We start from the raw sequence: 17,086 nt of genomic DNA, 5'->3' as shown, positions 1-17,086 counted from the left end.
GATCGGTCAGGTCAGGCGCCGATGGCGTGCAGACCGCCGTCGACGTGGACGATCTCACCCGTGGTCTTCGGGAACCAGTCGCTCAGCAGCGCGACGACACCGCGGCCGGCCGGCTCCGGGTCCTTCAGGTCCCACTCCAGCGGGGAGCGGGTGTCCCACACGGCGGCCAGGTCGCTGAAGCCGGGGATGGACTTGGCGGCCATGGAGCCGAGCGGACCCGCCGAGACCAGGTTGCAGCGGATGTTCTGCTTGCCCAGGTCGCGGGCCATGTAGCGGTTGGTGGCCTCCAGGGCGGCCTTGGCCGGGCCCATCCAGTCGTACTGCGGCCAGGCGTACTGGGCGTCGAAGGTGAGGCCGACGACCGCGCCGCCGTTCTGCATCAGCGGCAGGCAGGCCATGGTCAGCGACTTCAGGGAGAACGCCGAGACGTGCATGGCCGTGGCGACCGACTCGAACGGCGTGTTGAGGAAGTTGCCGCCGAGCGCGTCCTGCGGCGCGAAGCCGATGGAGTGGACGACGCCGTCGAGGCCGCCGAGCTCCTCGCCGACGACGTCGGCCAGGCGCCCGAGGTGCTCGTCGTTGGTGACGTCGAGCTCGATGACCTTGGCCGGCTTCGGCAGCTTCTTGGCGATGCGCTCGGTCAGCGTGGGCCGCGGGAACGCGGTGAGGATGACCTCGGCGCCCTGCTCCTGGGCCAGCTTCGCGGTGTGGAAGGCGATGGATGCCTCCGTCAGCACGCCGGTGATCAGGACGCGCTTGCCCTCGAGAATTCCGCTCATGGTGATCAGTGACCCATTCCCAGTCCGCCGTCAACGGGGATGACGGCTCCAGTGATGTACGAGGCGTCGTCCGAGGCGAGGAACCGCACCGCCGCGGCGATCTCCTCCGGCTGCGCGTACCGGCCCAGCGGCACCTGCGACACGATGCCCGACCGCTGCTCGTCGGTGAGCACCTTGGTCATGTCGGTGTCGACGAAGCCGGGCGCGACGACGTTGAAGGTGATGTTGCGCGAGCCCAGCTCCCGGGCGAGGGAACGCGCGAAGCCGACCAGGCCGGCCTTGGAGGCGGCGTAGTTGGCCTGCCCCGCGGAGCCGAGCAGCCCGACCACCGACGAGATCAGCACGACGCGGCCCTTCTTGGCCCGCAGCATGCCGCGGTTGGCGCGCTTGACGACCCGGAAGGTGCCGGTGAGGTTGGTGTCGAGGACGGAGGTGAAGTCCTCCTCGGACATGCGCATCAGGAGCTGGTCCTTGGTGACGCCGGCGTTGGCGACCAGGACCTCCACGGGACCGTGCGCTTCCTCGATCTCCTTGTAGGCCTGCTCCACCTGCTCGCTGTCGGTGATGTCGCACTTGACGGCGAGGAAGCCCTCCGGCGGCTCACCCGAGCGGTACGTGATCGCGACCTTGTCGCCGGCGTCGGCGAAGGCGCGGGCGATGGCGAGGCCGATGCCCCGGTTGCCTCCGGTGACGAGAACCGAGCGGCTCAACGGATCACCCTTTCGATAGCGGTCTGGTAGCTCCTGCGCGAAGCAGGCGCCTTCCCCGAAAACCTATCGGTCCACCCGCTCCCCGGAGCGATCGGGCACCGACAGTGACATGCGGGCGTCACTGTCGGGTCCCTACAGTCAGTGCACCCGCCGCCCGGAGTGTCAGTCCGCCATTCCAGGGGCGTGGGCGGACAGCCCCTCGGCGCGGGCTGTATCGAGCATCCTGCGGTCGTACGTCACCAAGGCCGTCAGGTCGTCCCTCAGTGACAGCGCACTGGCCACATGGATCGCGTCCAGCGTCCTCAGACGCCCGACGAGCAGGGCCGCCCCGTCACGCACCTCCCGGGTGAGCAGGATCTCGGTGATCCGGGCGTCCAGATCCTCCATCGCCTTCGGGAAGTGCCCCATCAGGTCCAGGGTCCGTACGGTCTCCACGAAGCCGAGGGTGCTGGTGGCGAGCGGCTCCGTGATGCGCTGCTGGAGGAAGGCGTCCAGCTCGGACCAGTGGTTGCGGCGGGTCATCCACGTGACCAGCGCCGACGTGTCCATGTAGATCAACGGTCGTCTTCCTCGCGCTCGGCCAGCAGCAGCGCCAGGGGGTCGACGTCCTCCGGGACCTCGTAGTACGGCATGCCGTGCCGGTCCGCGGCGGTGACCGGCTTCAGCTTGATCTTCCCCTGTGCCACCAGGTGCGCGTACCGCTCCATGGGCCCACCGGCCGGCGACAGTATGGCGATCACATTGCCGTGCCGGGTGACCTGGATGGACTCACCCTTCTCGACGCGGGCGAAGACCGCGCTGGGGTTGTACGAGAACTCACGGACGGAAATGGTGCTCACTCGAGCTCCCTTCCTACGGCGGAGGCATTGTGCCTACACCGTCCCAATTCTACCTACACAGGTGGCCCCGCTAAGCGCCGCGCACCGGTTGCGGGGCGGGAGCGGGCAAGACGCAGAGCTCGAGGAGGTTACGGGTACGCCCGAGCTCAGTCCACGCCGACCGGAGTGTCGGGAGTGACCGGGATGCCGTCGGGGCCATTCGCCCGAACGGGGCAGAAGTGACCCGATACGTGGACCGCGCACTCGGCCCACACTGTTTTGCCCGGTCCCGTTCGTCCGGCCACGCCCCGGCGGGCGGCGACGGTCTCCACGAGGAACAGCCCCCTCCCGCTGCCGGCGTCCGCAGAGGGCGGTACTGCCGGCCCGGGAACCTCCGGGCGCCCCGGATGGGTGTCGGACACCTCGACGCGGACGAGTCCCCTGGCCCGGTCGTACGTGAGTCGCAGCTCGAAGTCGCGCCCTGGGACGCGGTCGTGGAGGACCGCGTTGGCAGCGAGTTCGGCGACGACGAGGGTGACGGTCTCCGAGGCCGGGCTGCCGTAGGGCAGGTCCCACAGGTCGAGCCGGTGCGTGGCGAGTCTGCGGGCGAGACGCGCGCCGCGGCGTGTGACGGAGAACCGCTGGATGAACACGCTTACGGTTAAGGCCTCTTGGGCCTGTGGCGCTGGCATGCGCCCAGCGTTTCGGGCCGTTCCCTGCAGCCGACAGGGACGACACCCATAACGGAAGCGGAACTCTCCGACAGTCTCAGGACGTTCGGGGCGGTACTGAAGGCGCTGCGGGAAGCATCGGGGCTGACACGGGAGGAGCTCGGGGGCGGGTAGGGTACTCCGCCGCGTACATCGCCAAGATCGAGGATGAAGCGATCTCCCTTTACACCTACGAGTGCCAAGGACACGGGCATCCGCCCCCTCGTAGTCGCGCCGACCGCCTGGGCGGCGTTCACGGCGCTCGTGGTGGGTTCCGCTCCGGGCAGATGAGTCCACGCCGTACGTGATGTCCGCTTCTCGACGGCGGCATCGGGTGCTGCAGAGGGCCCCGGCCGGGGTGACGAGGACCGGTGGACCTGCGCCCGGAGGACGGCGCGGTTCCTGAGGGAGGAGCGGGTGCTCCAGCTATTCCGGGAGAACCCGAGGACGGGCTCATGGTTCACTGCCTCCCATGGTCACCACCGGCAAGCGCCCGAAGGGATCTTCTCCCGTGCCCCACGACATCGATCAGTCCTTCACGGCACTCCCCCTGCGCGCCCTCGCCGACGCCGCGCTCGCGCGTGCGCGTGCGCTCGGTGCGGAGCACGCGGACTTCCGGCTGGAGCGGGTGCGCAGCGCCTCCCTGCGGCTGAGGGACGCCCGGCCCGCCGGGTCGTCGGACACCACCGACCTCGGGTACGCGGTGCGCGTGGTGCACGGCGGGACGTGGGGGTTCGCGTCCGGCGTGGACCTGACGATGGACGCCGCCGCGAAGGTCGCCTCGCAGGCGGTGGCGATGGCGAAGCTGTCCGCGCAGGTCATCAAGGCCGCCGGGTCCGACGAGCGGGTCGAACTGGCCGACGAACCGGTGCACGCCGACCGGACGTGGGTCTCGTCGTACGGGATCGATCCCTTCACCGTGCCCGGCGAGGAGAAGACGGCCCTGCTGGCCGACTTCAGCGCGCGGCTGCTGGCGGCCGACGGGGTCGATCACGTGGACGCCTCGCTGCTCACCGTCCACGAGAACAAGTTCTACGCCGACACCGCGGGCACCGTGACGACGCAGCAGCGGGTGCGGCTGCACCCGGTGCTCACGGCGGTGTCGGTGGACGACTCCAGCGGCGAGTTCGACTCGATGCGCACCCTGGCGCCGCCCGTCGGGCGCGGCTGGGAGTACCTGACCGGCACCGGCTGGGACTGGGACGCCGAACTGGCCGAGATCCCGGAGTTGCTGGCCGAGAAGATGCGGGCGCCGAGCGTGGAGCCGGGCCTGTACGACCTGGTCGTCGACCCGTCCAACCTGTGGCTGACCATCCACGAGTCCATCGGGCACGCCACCGAGCTGGACCGCGCCCTCGGCTACGAGGCCGCCTACGCCGGCACCTCCTTCGCCACCTTCGACCAGCTCGGCAGGCTCCGCTACGGCTCCGAGCTGATGAACGTCACCGGCGACCGCACCGCCGAGCACGGGCTGGCGACCATCGGGTACGACGACGAGGGCGTCGAGGCCCAGTCCTGGGACCTGGTGAAGGACGGCACGCTGGTCGGCTACCAGCTGGACCGGCGCATCGCGAGGCTCACCGGCTTCGAGCGGTCCAACGGGTGCGCCTACGCCGACTCCCCCGCCCATGTGCCGGTGCAGCGGATGGCCAACGTGTCGCTGCGGCCGGACCCGGGCGGGCTGTCGACGGAGGATCTGATCGGGGGCGTGGAGCGCGGGATCTACGTCGTCGGGGACCGGTCGTGGTCCATCGACATGCAGCGTTACAACTTCCAGTTCACCGGGCAGCGGTTCTTCCGGATCGAGAACGGGCGGCTCGCCGGACAGCTGAAGGACGTGGCCTACCAGGCGACGACCACCGACTTCTGGGGGTCCATGGCGGCCGTCGGCGGTCCGCAGACGTACGTCCTGGGCGGCGCCTTCAACTGTGGCAAGGCCCAGCCGGGGCAGATCGCGGCCGTCTCCCACGGCTGCCCGTCGGCCCTCTTCAAGGGAGTCAACATCCTCAACACGACGCAGGAGGCGGGTCGATGAGCGCGCGCACGAGCAGGCCGCACGAGATCGTCGAGCGGGCGCTGGAGCTGTCCCGGGCGGACGGCTGTGTCGTCATCGCCGACGAGGAGTCCACCGCCAACCTGCGCTGGGCGGGCAACGCGCTCACCACCAACGGCGTCACGCGCGGGCGCACGCTCACCGTCGTCGCGACCGTCGACGGGCGGGAGGGCACGGCGTCCGGGGTGGTGTCGCGCTCGGCGGTGACCGTGGACGAGCTGGAGCCGCTGGTGCGGGCCGCGGAGGCCGCCGCGCGCGGCGCCGGACCCGCCGAGGACGCGCAGCCGCTGGTCACGGGCGTGCCCGCCTCCCCCGACTTCACCGACGCGCCCGCCGAGACGTCGTCGGCCGTCTTCGCCGACTTCGCGCCGGCCCTCGGCGAGGCGTTCGCCCGCGCGCGGGCGGGCGGCCGGGAGCTGTACGGCTTCGCCCGCCACGAGCTGACGTCGACGTACGTGGGGACGTCCACGGGACTGCGGCTGCGGCACGACCAGCCCACCGGGACGCTGGAGCTGAACGCCAAGTCCCCGGACCGCACCCGGTCGGCGTGGGCGGGGCGTTCCACGCGGGACTTCAAGGACGTCGACCCGGCGGCGCTCGACGCCGAGCTGGCCGTACGGCTGGGCTGGGCCGAGCGGCGCGTCGAGCTGCCCGCCGGCCGGTACGAGACGCTGCTGCCGCCGACGGCGGTCGCGGACCTGCTGATCTACCTGCTGTGGTCGGCCTCGGGGCGGGACGCGGCCGAGGGGCGCACGGTGTTCTCGAAGGCGGGCGGCGGCACGCGCGTCGGGGAGCGGCTCGGCGAGCTGCCGCTGACCCTGCGCAGCGATCCGCACGAGCCGGGGCTGGAGAGCGCGCCGTTCGTGATCGCGCACTCCTCGGGCGGCGACCGGTCGGTGTTCGACAACGGGCTGCCGGTGGCGGCGACGGACTGGATCCGCGCGGGCGAGCTGAACCGGCTGACCACCACCCGGCACAGTGCCTCCCTGACCGGGCTGCCGGTGGCGCCGGCGATCGACAGCCTCGTCCTGGAGGGCGGCACCGGCCGTTCCCTGGAGGAGATGGTCGCCGATACCGGGCGAGGGCTGCTGCTTACCTGCCTGTGGTACATCCGCGAGGTGGATCCGGCGACGCTGCTGCTGACCGGCCTGACCCGGGACGGCGTGTACCTGGTCGAGGACGGCGAGGTGGTCGGCGAGGTGAACAACTTCCGGTTCAACGAGTCGCCGGTGAGCCTGCTGGGCCGGGCCACGGAGGCGGGGCGGACGGAGAAGACGCTGCCCAGGGAGTGGGGCGACTGGTTCACCAGGGCCGCGATGCCCGCCCTGAGGGTGCCGGACTTCCATATGAGCTCGGTCAGCCAGGGCGTATAACCTCGTAGTCGGCTGTCACCCGACTGCCCGAAGATCATGACCATGTAGGAGACACGAGAACCGTGACGGACATCGTCGACGAGCTGAAGTGGCGCGGGCTGTTCGCCCAGTCCACCGACGAGGACGCTTTGCGCAAGGCGCTCGCGGACGGTCCCGTCACGTTCTATTGCGGCTTCGACCCGACCGCGCCGTCCCTGCACGTGGGGCATCTGGTGCAGGTGCTCACCGTGCGCCGGCTCCAGCAGGCCGGTCACCGGCCGCTGGCGCTGGTCGGCGGCGCCACCGGCCAGATCGGCGACCCGCGTCCGACCGCGGAGCGCACGCTGAACTCGCCGGAGACGGTCGCGGGCTGGGTCGAGCGGCTGCGCGGCCAGATCGAGCCGTTCCTGTCCTTCGAGGGCGAGAACGCGGCCGTGATGGTCAACAACCTCGACTGGACGCAGAACCTGTCGGCGATCGAGTTCCTGCGGGACATCGGCAAGCACTTCCGGGTCAACAAGATGCTGACCAAGGACTCCGTCGCCCGGCGTCTGGAGTCCTCCGAGGGCATCAGCTACACGGAGTTCAGCTACCAGCTGCTGCAGGCGATGGACTTCCTCCAGCTGTACCGGCGCTACGGCTGCACGATGCAGCAGGGCGGCAGTGACCAGTGGGGCAACCTGACGGCCGGCCTCGACCTGCTGCACCGCCTGGAGCCGGACGCCACCGTCCACGCCTACGCGACGCCGCTGATGACCAAGGCGGACGGCACCAAGTTCGGCAAGACCGAGGGCGGCGCCGTCTGGCTCGACCCGGAGATGACGACGCCGTACGCGTTCTACCAGTTCTGGCTGAACGTGGACGACCGGGACATCTCGCGCTACATGCGCATCCTGTCCTTCCGCTCCCGTGAGGAGCTGGAGGAGCTGGAGCGGCAGACCGAGGAGCGTCCGCAGGCCCGCGCCGCGCAGCGCGCGCTGGCCGAGGAGCTGACGACGCTGGTGCACGGCGCCGACCAGACGGCCGCCGTGATCGACGCGTCCAAGGCCCTCTTCGGCCAGGGCGACCTGGCCGGGCTGGACGGGCGGACGCTGGCCGCGGCCCTCTCCGAGGTGCCGCACGTCAAGGTCTCCGAGCTCGGTCCGGTCGTGGACCTGTTCGCCGAGGTCGGCCTGGTGGCCAGCAAGTCCGCCGCGCGCCGCACGGTCAAGGAGGGCGGTGCCTACGTGAACAACGTCAAGGTCGCCGCCGAGGACGCGGTCCCCGCCCGGGAGGACCTGCTGCACGGGCGCTGGCTGGTGCTGCGCCGCGGCAAGAAGAACCTGGCCGCGGTGGAGGTCACCGGCGCCTGAGCGCACGGACGAGGGGCGGCTCCCGGTGCCTCGCGGTGGCCGGGGGCCGCCCCTTCGTTCCCGGGCGTCAGGCGCGTTCGCGCCGCCTGTTGCCCCGCACGGCCGTGTACGCGGCGTCACCGAGACCGACGACGATGATCGCGGCCACCAGCTGGAACACGTGTCGCCACCAGTCGATGCCACGGGTCGCCTCGACCCCGACCGCGCGTGCGATCGCGTTGCCGGCGATGGCGCCGATGATGCCGAAGATGGTGGTCAGCCACAGGGGGCTGTGCTGCTTTCCCGGAATGATCGCCTTGGCGAGTATTCCGAGCACGAATCCGACGATGATCGCCCACAACCAGCCCATGGCTGCCTCCCTCATACGGCTCTACGTGAGCATTACCGCCAGTGTTCGGGCCTACTGCGAACGGCGCATGCCGGATACGGCCGAACGGGGGACCCGCCCGCGCGGTACGGCGCATGCCGGGCGCGCGGACCGGGGGCGACCCGGTCTCGTGACGGGCGTGGCCGCGGCGTAACGTGGAGGTGTCCGGGACCGGGCTCCCCGAGCGGCCGCGGACGGGACAGGGGCGGGGAGAGACCGATGCGGGCGGTTGGTGGAACGTGATGCGGAAGCAGGGCGGCGGTCGGAACACCGAGGTCTTCAGGATCACCGGGGCCCGTACGGGTCTCCAGGAGGACGTGCGCGGGCGGCAGCGCCGCTACATCATCTCGATGTCCGTCCGTACGGTTTCGGTCATCCTCGCCGCCTGCCTGTGGAACGTGGAACGGCACGTCGCGATCGTGGCGCTGGTGCTCGGGGCGGTCCTGCCCTACATCGCGGTCGTGATCGCCAACGCCGGCCGGGAGAACGCGCCGTCGTTGCCGTCGACGTTCGTGACGGTGACGCCTCCCCCGATGATCACCGGGCCGCGGGCGGACGAGGGCCCGGCGGAACCCGACCCGGAAGGCGTCGCCTCGCAGGCGGCACCGGGCGCGGCCGGCGAGTCGCGCGGCCGGCCGTGACGGGGACGGGGGCGGCCGGCCATGCCCCGGGGCCCGGCTGGGGCGGACGTCGATTCCGCGCCAGGCTCAAGAAAAGCTCAGATCAATCATGCGGTTCCGGTGCCGGGCGGCGGGTGGCCCGTGACATACTTCGTACGCGCTCCGCATCCCCCGTCGGAGCGACGGACCGACGCCGGGCAGCTCCCCCCGTGGCTGCTCGGCGTCGCCTTTTTCCGTTAGTTGTGAGACGAACCTGTGAGTGACGAGTCGACCCCGATCTGCTCCGCCAAGGGCTGCCGCGAGGCCGCCGTGTGGGTGCTGGCGTGGAACAACCCGAAGATCCACACGCCGGAGCGCCGCAAGACGTGGCTCGCCTGCGAGGCGCACCGGGAACACCTGTCGCAGTTCCTCGGGGTGCGGGGGTTCCTGAAGGACGTGGTCCCGCTGGCGGAGTGGGAACCGGCCCGGAACGCCTAGCCGCATCGGTCACGAGCCGGCCCCGGCCGGGGCCGGTCCCTAACCTCCGATCGCCGACATCGGCCGGTCCGGCTGGACGAACGACGGGTCGTCCAGGCCCGCGCCGGCCTTCTTGCCCCACATGGCCTGCCGCCAGATGCGGGCGATCTCCTCGTCGGGTGCGCCCGAGCGCAGGGCGGCGCGCAGGTCGGTCTCCTCGGTGGCGAACAGGCAGGTGCGCACCTGGCCGTCGGCGGTCAGCCGGGTGCGGTCGCAGGCGGAGCAGAACGGGCGGGTGACGGAGGCGATGACGCCGACACGGTGCGGTCCGCCGTCCACGAGCCAGCGCTCGGCGGGGGCCGAGCCGCGCTCCTCGGAACCCTCGGCGGTCAGCTCGAAGCGGGTGCGCAGGGAGGCCAGGATGTCACCGGCGGTGATCATGCCCTCGCGCTTCCAGCCGTGCTGGGCGTCCAGGGGCATCTGCTCGATGAAGCGCAGCTCGTAGTCGTGCTCGACGGCCCAGGCCAGCAGGTCGGGGGCCTCGTCGTCGTTGAGACCCGGCATCAGGACCGCGTTCACCTTCACCGGGGTCAGACCGGCCTCGCGGGCGGCCCGCAGGCCTTCCAGGACGTGCTTGTGCCGGTCGCGGCGGGTGAGGGTCTTGAAGACGTCCGGGCGCAGGGTGTCCAGGGAGACGTTGACCCGGTCCAGGCCCGCGGCCTTCAGTGCGCTCGCCGTGCGCCCGAGGCCGATGCCGTTGGTGGTGAGGGACATCCGGGGGCGCGGTTCGAGGGCGGCGACGCGCTCGACGATGCCGACGAGGCCGGGGCGCAGCAGCGGCTCCCCGCCGGTGAAGCGGACCTCCTCGATGCCGAGGGAGGCGACCGCGATGCCTATGAGGCGGACGATCTCGTCGTCCGTGAGCAGGTCGGGCTTGGCCAGCCACTGCAGGCCCTCCTCGGGCATGCAGTAGGTGCAGCGCAGGTTGCAGCGGTCGGTGAGCGAGACCCTCAGGTCGGTGGCCACTCGGCCGTAGGTGTCGATGAGCACGCGGGCCCCCTCCCTCGACGTGGAGACGCGGACCGGCGGAGCGCTTTGCTCCCCCGACTCCTGCGAGCCTACGTGACGGGACCGACATCGACAGCGGCCCGATCCCTACGAGGCACGGCGCGGCCCCGTCGTAGGGAGCTACGACGGGGCCGTGTGCGGGGTGGGGTCAGTGGGCGCCCGTGCCGGTCAGGGACCGGACCTCGAGCTCCGCGTACTTGGCCTCGTCGGGCTTCTCCCTGGACAGGACCGTGCCGAGCCAGCCCATGAGGAAGCCGAACGGGATGGAGATGATGCCGGGGTTCTTCAGCGGGAACCAGGCGAAGTCGACGTCCGGGAACATCGCCTTCGGGTCGCCGGAGACCACGGGCGAGAACAGCACCAGGCCGACGGCGACGATCAGACCGCCGTAGATCGACCACAGGGCGCCCTGGGTGGTGAACCGCTTCCAGAACAGGCTGTAGAGGATGGTCGGCAGGTTGGCCGAGGCGGCGACCGCGAAGGCCAGGGCGACCAGGCCGGCCACGTTCAGGTCGCGGGCGAGGGCGCCGAGCGCGATGGAGACGACGCCGATGAAGACGGTCGCCCAGCGGGCCGCCCGCATCTCCTCCTTCTCGGTGGCCTGCCCCTTGCGGATCACGTTGGCGTAGATGTCGTGCGCGAAGGACGAGGACGAGGCGAGGGTGAGGCCGGCGACGACGGCGAGGATCGTCGCGAAGGCCACCGCCGAGATCGTGGCGAGCAGGATCGCGCCCCACGCCGAGTCGACGCCGCCGACGTGCAGGGCGAGCAGGGGCGCCGCCGTGTTGCCGGACGGGTTGGAGGCGATGATCTCCTTCTGGCCGATGAGCGCGGCGGCGCCGAAGCCGAGCGCGATGGTCATCAGGTAGAAGGCACCGATGATGCCGATCGCCCAGTTCACGGACTTACGGGCGGCCTTGGCGTTGGGCACCGTGTAGAAGCGGATCAGGATGTGCGGCAGGCCGGCGGTGCCGAGCACCAGGGCGATGCCCAGGGAGATGAAGTCGAGCTTGGTGGTGCCGTTCGCGCCGTACTGGAGGCCGGGCTCCAGGAAGGCCGCGCCCTTGCCGCTGTTCTCGGCGGCCTTGCCGAGCAGGTCGGAGATGTTGAAGTCGAACTTCAGCAGCACCAGGAAGGTGATCAGGAGGGTGCCGCCGATCAGCAGGACCGCCTTGACCATCTGGACCCAGGTGGTGCCCTTCATGCCGCCGATCGAGACGTACACGATCATCAGGACGCCGACGAGGGCGACGATGAGGATCTTGCCGGCGTCGGAGGTGATGCCGAGCAGCAGCGAGACGAGGACGCCGGCGCCCGCCATCTGGGCCAGCAGGTAGAAGATCGACACGATGATGGTGGAGGTGCCGGCGGCGGTGCGCACGGGGCGCTGGCGCATGCGGTAGGCGAGGACGTCGCCCATCGTGTAGCGGCCGGAGTTCCTGAGCGGCTCGGCGACCAGGAGCAGGGCGACCAGCCAGGCGACCAGGAAGCCGATGGAGTACAGGAAGCCGTCGTAGCCGAAGAGGGCGATGGCGCCGGCGATGCCGAGGAAGGACGCGGCCGACATGTAGTCGCCGGAGACGGCGAGGCCGTTCTGGAAGGCGCTGAACTGGCGGCCGCCCGCGTAGAAGTCGGCGGCGTCCTTGGTCTGGCGGCCCGCCCAGACGGTGATGCCGAGCGTCGCGAGGACGAAGAGGGCGAACAGCGTGATGATCAGCGGCCGGTGCTCGCTGGCTTCGTTGGCGGCCAGCTGGGTGGCGAGAACGGACTGTGCGGGGCTCATGCGCCGCCCTCCATCCGGGACTTGATGGCCTCGGCCTTGGGGTCGAGCTTCGCGGCGGCGTGCCGCGAGTACCACCAGGCGATGAGGAATGTGGTGACGAACTGGGCGATGCCGAAGACGAAGGCGACGTTGATGTTGCCGAAGAGCTTGGTGCCCATGAAGCCGCCGGCGTAGTTCGACAGCAGCACGTACAGCAGGTACCAGGCGACGAAGGCGATCGTCAGCGGAAAGGCGAAGGAGCGGAAGGAGCGGCGCAGTTCGGCGAATTCCGCGCTCCGCTGCACTTCGGAGAACTCCTCGGCGGAGGGAAGCGGGCGTTCCTCTTTCGAGGGGGGCGGTGCGTCGGTGGCCACAAAGTCTCCTCGTGGGACGGACATGACGGCTTGGACCTCGGTGTTCTCGCGGGAGCCTGATCGGCACGGGCTCCCTGCCCAACGACACGGCGCCCCGTCGGGCCCGGTTCAACCCGCGTGGCACTTTCCCAAGTCACCCGTGAGGGGCCATTGCTGGCCGGTGACCGCGGGGGATAGCTTCGCCCTGCACCACTGCGTCATGTACCTGCCCGGACACCACCTGTGTCTCGGGCCGGTCTCGTTTCCGGATGAAGTGGAGACCCCATGACTCATCTGACTCCTTTGGCACATCTGTCTCGTCCGTGTTCCAGACGGCGGCTCGCTCCCGCCGCGCCGGCGGCCGCGGGGACCGGGGACGCGCCGAGCGCGGTGAAGTGACCCGCGCCGCTCGCCCCTCCCCCTCCTCCCACGAACAGGAGACCTCACACATGACAGTGCCCCACTCCCGTCGCCGCCGCGCCGCCGTGATCCCGGCCGGCACGGCCCTGGCCACGGCCCTCGCCTTCCTGCCCAGCCTCCAGGCCTCCGCCGCCGAGACCGCGCCGGCCGCCCCGGCCGCCGGCGCCGCCTCGCTCAGTTACGTCGTCAACGTCCAGCCCGGGCACGGCCCTTCGGCGCACGTGAAGCGCGCGATATCCAAGGCCGGTGGCACGATCGTGACGTCGTACGACCGGATCGGCGTCGTCGTCGTGCACTCGGCCGACCCCGACTTCGCGAAGACCGTGCGCAAGGTGCGCGGCGTGCAGTCGGCCGGTGCCACCCGCACGGCACCGCTGCCGTCGGCGGCAACGACGGACGTGGGCACGCCGAAGGTGCTCGGCGCGCAGGAGGCCGCCGCCGTCGAGGCCGCGGAGGGGCAGGATCCGCTGGAGCCCCTGCAGTGGGACCTGCCGGCCGTCAAGGCGGACAAGGCGCACGAGAAGTCGCTGGGCAGCAGCAAGGTGACCGTCGCCGTGATCGACACCGGCGTCGACGACACCCACCCGGACATCGCGCCGAACTTCGACCGGCGCGCGTCGGTCAACTGCGTGACGGGCAGACCGGACACCACCGACGGCGCCTGGCGGCCGGGCGCGAAGGAGAGCCCGCACGGCACCCACGTCGCCGGGGAGATAGCCGCCGCCAAGAACGGCGTCGGCATGACGGGCGTGGCGCCCGGCGTGAAGGTCGCGGGCATCAAGGTGTCCACCCCGGACGGCTTCTTCTACACCGAGGCCGTGGTCTGCGGCTTCATGTGGGCGGCCGAGCACGGCGTCGACGTGACCAACAACAGCTATTACACCGACCCTTGGTACTTCAACTGCAAGAACGACCCGGACCAGAAGGCGCTCGTCGAGGCCGTCTCCCGGGCCGCGCGGTACGCGGAGAGGAAGGGCGCGGTCAACGTCGCCGCGGCCGGCAACGAGAACTACGACCTGGCAGCCGACGAGATCCTCGACCCGGACTCCCCCAACGACACCACCCCCGGCGACCGGGTGATCGACCCGTCCGAGTGCTACGACATCCCGACCCAGCTCCCGGGCGTCGTCACCGTCGCGGCGACCGGCGCGAAGGGCCTGAAGTCGTCCTTCTCCAACCACGGCCTGGGCGTCGTCGACATCGCCGCGCCCGGCGGCGACTCGACCGCCTACCAGAAGCCGGCGCCGCCCGCGACCAGCGGCCTGATCCTGGGCCCCCTGCCCGGCGGCAAGTGGGGCTACATGGCCGGTACGTCGATGGCGTCGCCGCACGTCGCGGGCGTCGCCGCGCTGATCAAGTCGACGCACCCGTACGCCTCCCCGGCGTTGGTCAAAGCGCTGCTGTACGCCGGGGCCGACGCCACGGCGTGCACCGAGCCGTACGACATCAACGGCGACGGCAAGGCGGACGCGGTCTGCGAGGGGCCGAAGAACCGCAACGGCTTCTACGGCCGGGGCATGGCCGACGCGCTGGACGCGGTCACCCGCTGACCGGCACCCGCGCGTGAGGAGGGCCCGGCGTCCGCGGACCGGCCGCCGGACCCTCCCGCAGACCGGTCCCGGCCGGTCCGGCACAGTACTGCCCATGGAAGGCATCGAGCACGTGTGGTCCTCGCTGGGCGGTGCCCCGGCGGCGCTCTCCGGGACGTCCGTGGTGCTCCGCCCCGGAGCGCTCCGGGCGCGGCTCCCGGTGCGCGAGGCGGCGCGGGCCTGCGTCGGCGCCTGCGCCCTGGCCGCGGCTGAGCTGGCGGGACTGCGCGCCGGGCTCGCCCGGCCGCCCGCGGTGCGGATCGACGACGGTGCCGTCGCCACGGCCTTCACCAGCGAACGGCACCTGCGGGTAGACGGCCGCGAGCCGGTGAACTTCGCCCCGCTGTCCCGGTGGTGGCAAACGGGCGACGGCCGGCTGCGGACGCACGCCAACTACCCGCACCACCGGGAACGGCTGCTGGCCGCGCTGGGCGTGCCCGGTGACGTGGACGCGGTCGGGGCGGCGCTCGCGCGGTGGTCCGCGGCCGAGGCGGAGGAGGCCGTGTACGCGGCCGGGGGTCTCGCGGTGGCGTCGCGCACGCCGCGGGAGTGGGCGACGAGCGTGCAGGGCGCGGCCGTCCGGTCCCGGCCCCTGGTGGAACGGGGACGGCTGGGCCGCGCGCCCGCCCGGGAGTTCACGCCCCTCGGCGGCCCCGTCCTGCTGCCCGCGGCCGGGATCCGGGTCCTGGACCTGACCCGGGTCGTCGCGGGCCCGGTCGCCACCCGCACCCTCGCGCTGCTCGGCGCGGACGTCCTGCGCCTGGACCCTCCGGCCCTGCCCGAACTGCCGGACCAGCACGCTGACACGGGCTTCGGGAAGCGGTCGGCGACGCTGGACCTCGCGTCCGGCCGGGCGGCGTTCGACGAGTTGCTGGCCGGGGCGGACGTCGTCGTCACGGGGTACCGGCCGGACGCCCTGGACCGGTTCGGGCTCTCTCCCCGGGCCCTGGCAGAGCGCCGGCCCGGGCTGGTCGTCGCCCAGCTGTCGGCCTGGGGCGCGCACGGGCCGTGGGCGCGGCGGCGCGGCTTCGACAGTCTGGTGCAGGCGGCCTCCGGCATCGCCGTCGCCGAGAGCTCCGAGTACGGCGAGGGTGCCGAGGGCGGTGGACGGCGGCCGGGTGTCCTGCCCGCACAGGCCCTCGACCACGGCACGGGGTATCTGCTGGCGGCCGGTGTGCTGCGGGCCCTGACCGAGCAGTCCCGCGACGGCGGCAGCCGGTTCCTCCGGCTGTCCCTGGCCCGGACCGCCGCCTGGCTCATGGACGAGGTCCCCCCGGACACCCCGGACCGGACGCGGGGCGCCGGGACCGCGGAGTACACCGGGCCCGGGCCGTGGCTCGCCGAGCGGGACAGCCCGCTCGGGCGGCTGCGGTACGCCCTGCCGCCCGTGTCCTTCGCCGGCGGCCCGGCCGACTGGGCACGCCCGCCGGGACCCTGGGGCGCGGACCCCGCGGCCTGGCGGTGACCCGCCCGCGTCCCGCCGACGCCCCCGCCGTGCCCCGCCGTGCCCCGCCGTGCCTCCGGGCGGCCGGAAACGGCCCCCGGACGGAGTGACGGCCTGTCAGTTCTTTTCGCGAACTTGCCCCGTTCTGGGAGACCTGGTGAAGATCTCGGGGTGACCCTGATAAATCCCTCGTCCCGGTCCGCCGGTACCGGACGGCACGCGCGGCCCTCCGGTACCGGCCGGGCCGTGGCCGTACTGGTGCTGGTGGCGCTGGCCGCACTGATACCCGCCCTCGGCCCGTCCCCCGCCCTGCACGGCACCGGGGAGGCCGAGGCACCCGGCACCGGGGGCATCGCCCTGCTGCGCACGGTGCTGTTCGCGGCGCTGAGCGTCCCGCTCGGCGAACTGTTCGTCGACCGCCTGGCACGCTCCCTGCCCGGCGCTCCCCCCGGCCGGCCCCGGAGCTGGTCCCCCTACGCCAACGCCGTCGCGTTCGTCGCCGCCCTGGGGCTGGCCTCGGTGGTGGCCACCGGCAACCTGGTGCCGGACAGCATCGCCGCGATCGACGTCGGCGGCCTCTACGAGACCCGCGACGGCAAGCTCGCCCTCCTCGAGGTCAACGGGTTCCTGGCGGCCGGCCTGTGCGCCGTCTCCGGCCGGCCCGGCACCCAGATCTGGCCGCTGGCCGCCGTGATCGTCGCGGAGGCGCTGCGCGCCCACCCCACCACCGAGTACAGCCCGCTGATCGGCTCCGCCCTCACCCTCGTCCACCTGACGTGCGCCTCGCTGTGGGTCGGCGGACTGCTGTACGCGCTGCGCGTCCTGCGCCTGTGGCGGGGCGCCGAGGCGAGCGGGCCCCTGCTGGGGCTCTACGCGCGCGTGGCGGCCGTCCTGCTCGCCGGCGTCACGGCGACGGGCGTGTGCAGCTCGCTGCGCCGGATGCCGGCAGGCACGATCCTGGACCAGCTCACGGGCACGGCGTACGGAAGGGTGCTGCTCGCCAAGGTGATCCTGGTGGCGGCCGTCGCCGCCCTCGCCCTGTGGGCCCGCGTCCGGCTGGGCCGCGCGGCCGACCCGCTGACCGCCTGCTCCCCCGCGCGTGCCGAGGTGTTCGCGCTGGGCCTGGTGGTCGCGGTGTCGGGGCTGCTGACGGCGGTCCCGGTGCCGATCCGCTGGTGAGCGGGGGTCCGGGCGGCCCCGTTCCGGCCGGCGGGGCCCGGTGCGCGGGCGGTC

17 protein-coding genes and 1 pseudogene are annotated in these 17,086 nt (G+C 72.0%); 9 read left to right on the top strand and 9 right to left on the bottom strand.

The window, feature by feature from the left end; all coding sequences use genetic code 11:
* Nucleotides 1-11: 11 nt before the first annotated feature.
* The 5 genes from fabI to ACFYOJ_RS26395 form a co-directional block, all read right to left on the bottom strand.
* Complete coding sequence (fabI, locus tag ACFYOJ_RS26415; protein ID WP_356555169.1) at nt 12-779, bottom strand: enoyl-ACP reductase FabI; 768 nt, start codon at nt 777-779, stop codon at nt 12-14.
* A gap of 5 nt (nt 780-784) precedes the next feature.
* Complete coding sequence (gene fabG / locus ACFYOJ_RS26410; RefSeq protein WP_356555168.1) at nt 785-1,489, bottom strand: 3-oxoacyl-[acyl-carrier-protein] reductase; 705 nt, start codon at nt 1,487-1,489, stop codon at nt 785-787.
* A 162-nt stretch (nt 1,490-1,651) separates the two neighbouring features.
* Nucleotides 1,652-2,038, bottom strand: a complete 387-nt coding sequence (locus ACFYOJ_RS26405) for a type II toxin-antitoxin system VapC family toxin (RefSeq protein ID WP_356555220.1) — start codon at nt 2,036-2,038, stop codon at nt 1,652-1,654.
* A 5-nt stretch (nt 2,039-2,043) separates the two neighbouring features.
* A complete protein-coding gene (locus tag ACFYOJ_RS26400) occupies nt 2,044-2,328 on the bottom strand; it encodes a hypothetical protein (protein ID WP_356555166.1) in 285 nt (94 codons plus the stop codon).
* A gap of 146 nt (nt 2,329-2,474) precedes the next feature.
* Nucleotides 2,475-2,999 carry an ATP-binding protein gene (locus ACFYOJ_RS26395; RefSeq protein ID WP_356555165.1) on the bottom strand — a complete coding sequence of 175 codons (525 nt, stop codon included), beginning with the start codon at nt 2,997-2,999 and terminating at the stop codon, nt 2,475-2,477.
* Nucleotides 3,000-3,023: 24 nt separating this feature from the next.
* Between ACFYOJ_RS26395 and ACFYOJ_RS26390 the strand changes: the two are divergent.
* The 4 genes and pseudogenes from ACFYOJ_RS26390 to tyrS form a co-directional block, all read left to right on the top strand.
* A pseudogene (locus tag ACFYOJ_RS26390) lies at nt 3,024-3,184 on the top strand (helix-turn-helix domain-containing protein); the annotation flags it as partial.
* Between the two features lie 344 nt (nt 3,185-3,528).
* Nucleotides 3,529-5,052 (top strand): TldD/PmbA family protein, encoded by a 1,524-nt coding sequence (locus ACFYOJ_RS26385; protein ID WP_356555163.1) that lies wholly within the window; start codon nt 3,529-3,531, stop codon nt 5,050-5,052.
* Complete coding sequence (locus ACFYOJ_RS26380; protein ID WP_356555162.1) at nt 5,049-6,443, top strand: metallopeptidase TldD-related protein; 1,395 nt, start codon at nt 5,049-5,051, stop codon at nt 6,441-6,443. Before ACFYOJ_RS26385 ends, ACFYOJ_RS26380 begins: the two co-directional genes overlap by 4 nt.
* A gap of 62 nt (nt 6,444-6,505) precedes the next feature.
* The gene (gene tyrS, locus ACFYOJ_RS26375; RefSeq protein WP_356555160.1) at nt 6,506-7,774 is read left to right on the top strand and encodes a tyrosine--tRNA ligase; all 1,269 of its coding nucleotides are present in this window, start codon (nt 6,506-6,508) and stop codon (nt 7,772-7,774) included.
* Nucleotides 7,775-7,841: 67 nt separating this feature from the next.
* Here the strand turns inward: tyrS and ACFYOJ_RS26370 are convergent, their stop codons facing one another.
* On the bottom strand, nt 7,842-8,123 hold the full coding sequence (locus ACFYOJ_RS26370; RefSeq protein WP_356555218.1) for a GlsB/YeaQ/YmgE family stress response membrane protein: 282 nt from the start codon (nt 8,121-8,123) through the stop codon (nt 7,842-7,844).
* 260 nt (nt 8,124-8,383) lie between these two features.
* Between ACFYOJ_RS26370 and ACFYOJ_RS26365 the strand changes: the two genes are divergently transcribed.
* Nucleotides 8,384-8,782, top strand: coding sequence for a DUF3099 domain-containing protein (locus ACFYOJ_RS26365; protein ID WP_356555159.1), 399 nt, complete (start codon nt 8,384-8,386; stop codon nt 8,780-8,782).
* Between the two features lie 234 nt (nt 8,783-9,016).
* Nucleotides 9,017-9,238 (top strand): hypothetical protein, encoded by a 222-nt coding sequence (locus tag ACFYOJ_RS26360; RefSeq protein WP_356555157.1) that lies wholly within the window; start codon nt 9,017-9,019, stop codon nt 9,236-9,238.
* A 39-nt stretch (nt 9,239-9,277) separates the two neighbouring features.
* Here the strand turns inward: ACFYOJ_RS26360 and moaA are convergent, their stop codons facing one another.
* The 3 genes from moaA to ACFYOJ_RS26345 all read right to left on the bottom strand — a co-directional run bounded on the left by moaA (nt 9,278) and on the right by ACFYOJ_RS26345 (nt 12,421).
* The gene (gene moaA / locus ACFYOJ_RS26355; RefSeq protein WP_356555156.1) at nt 9,278-10,267 is read right to left on the bottom strand and encodes a GTP 3',8-cyclase MoaA; all 990 of its coding nucleotides are present in this window, start codon (nt 10,265-10,267) and stop codon (nt 9,278-9,280) included.
* Nucleotides 10,268-10,433: 166 nt separating this feature from the next.
* Nucleotides 10,434-12,068, bottom strand: a complete 1,635-nt coding sequence (locus ACFYOJ_RS26350) for a cation acetate symporter (protein ID WP_356555155.1) — start codon at nt 12,066-12,068, stop codon at nt 10,434-10,436.
* The gene (locus ACFYOJ_RS26345; protein WP_356555153.1) at nt 12,065-12,421 is read right to left on the bottom strand and encodes a DUF485 domain-containing protein; all 357 of its coding nucleotides are present in this window, start codon (nt 12,419-12,421) and stop codon (nt 12,065-12,067) included. The genes ACFYOJ_RS26350 and ACFYOJ_RS26345 overlap by 4 nt, the downstream gene beginning before the upstream one ends.
* A 428-nt stretch (nt 12,422-12,849) precedes the next feature.
* Here ACFYOJ_RS26345 and ACFYOJ_RS26340 point away from each other — a divergent pair, with 428 nt between their 5' ends.
* The 3 genes from ACFYOJ_RS26340 (at nt 12,850) to ACFYOJ_RS26330 (ending at nt 17,032) form a co-directional block, all read left to right on the top strand.
* Nucleotides 12,850-14,370: a S8 family serine peptidase gene (locus tag ACFYOJ_RS26340; RefSeq protein WP_356555152.1), complete on the top strand. Its 1,521-nt coding sequence runs from the start codon at nt 12,850-12,852 to the stop codon at nt 14,368-14,370.
* Between the two features lie 94 nt (nt 14,371-14,464).
* The gene (locus ACFYOJ_RS26335; protein ID WP_356555151.1) at nt 14,465-15,874 is read left to right on the top strand and encodes a CoA transferase; all 1,410 of its coding nucleotides are present in this window, start codon (nt 14,465-14,467) and stop codon (nt 15,872-15,874) included.
* 150 nt (nt 15,875-16,024) lie between these two features.
* Nucleotides 16,025-17,032 (top strand): CopD family protein, encoded by a 1,008-nt coding sequence (locus ACFYOJ_RS26330; RefSeq protein ID WP_356555149.1) that lies wholly within the window; start codon nt 16,025-16,027, stop codon nt 17,030-17,032.
* Nucleotides 17,033-17,086 lie beyond the last annotated feature (54 nt).

Origin of the sequence: Streptomyces sp. NPDC006384 (genome assembly GCF_042870695.1) — a bacterium.
In the GTDB taxonomy this organism is placed as follows: Bacteria; Actinomycetota; Actinomycetes; order Streptomycetales; family Streptomycetaceae; genus Streptomyces.
This window is presented reverse-complemented; position numbering and strand designations above follow the sequence as displayed.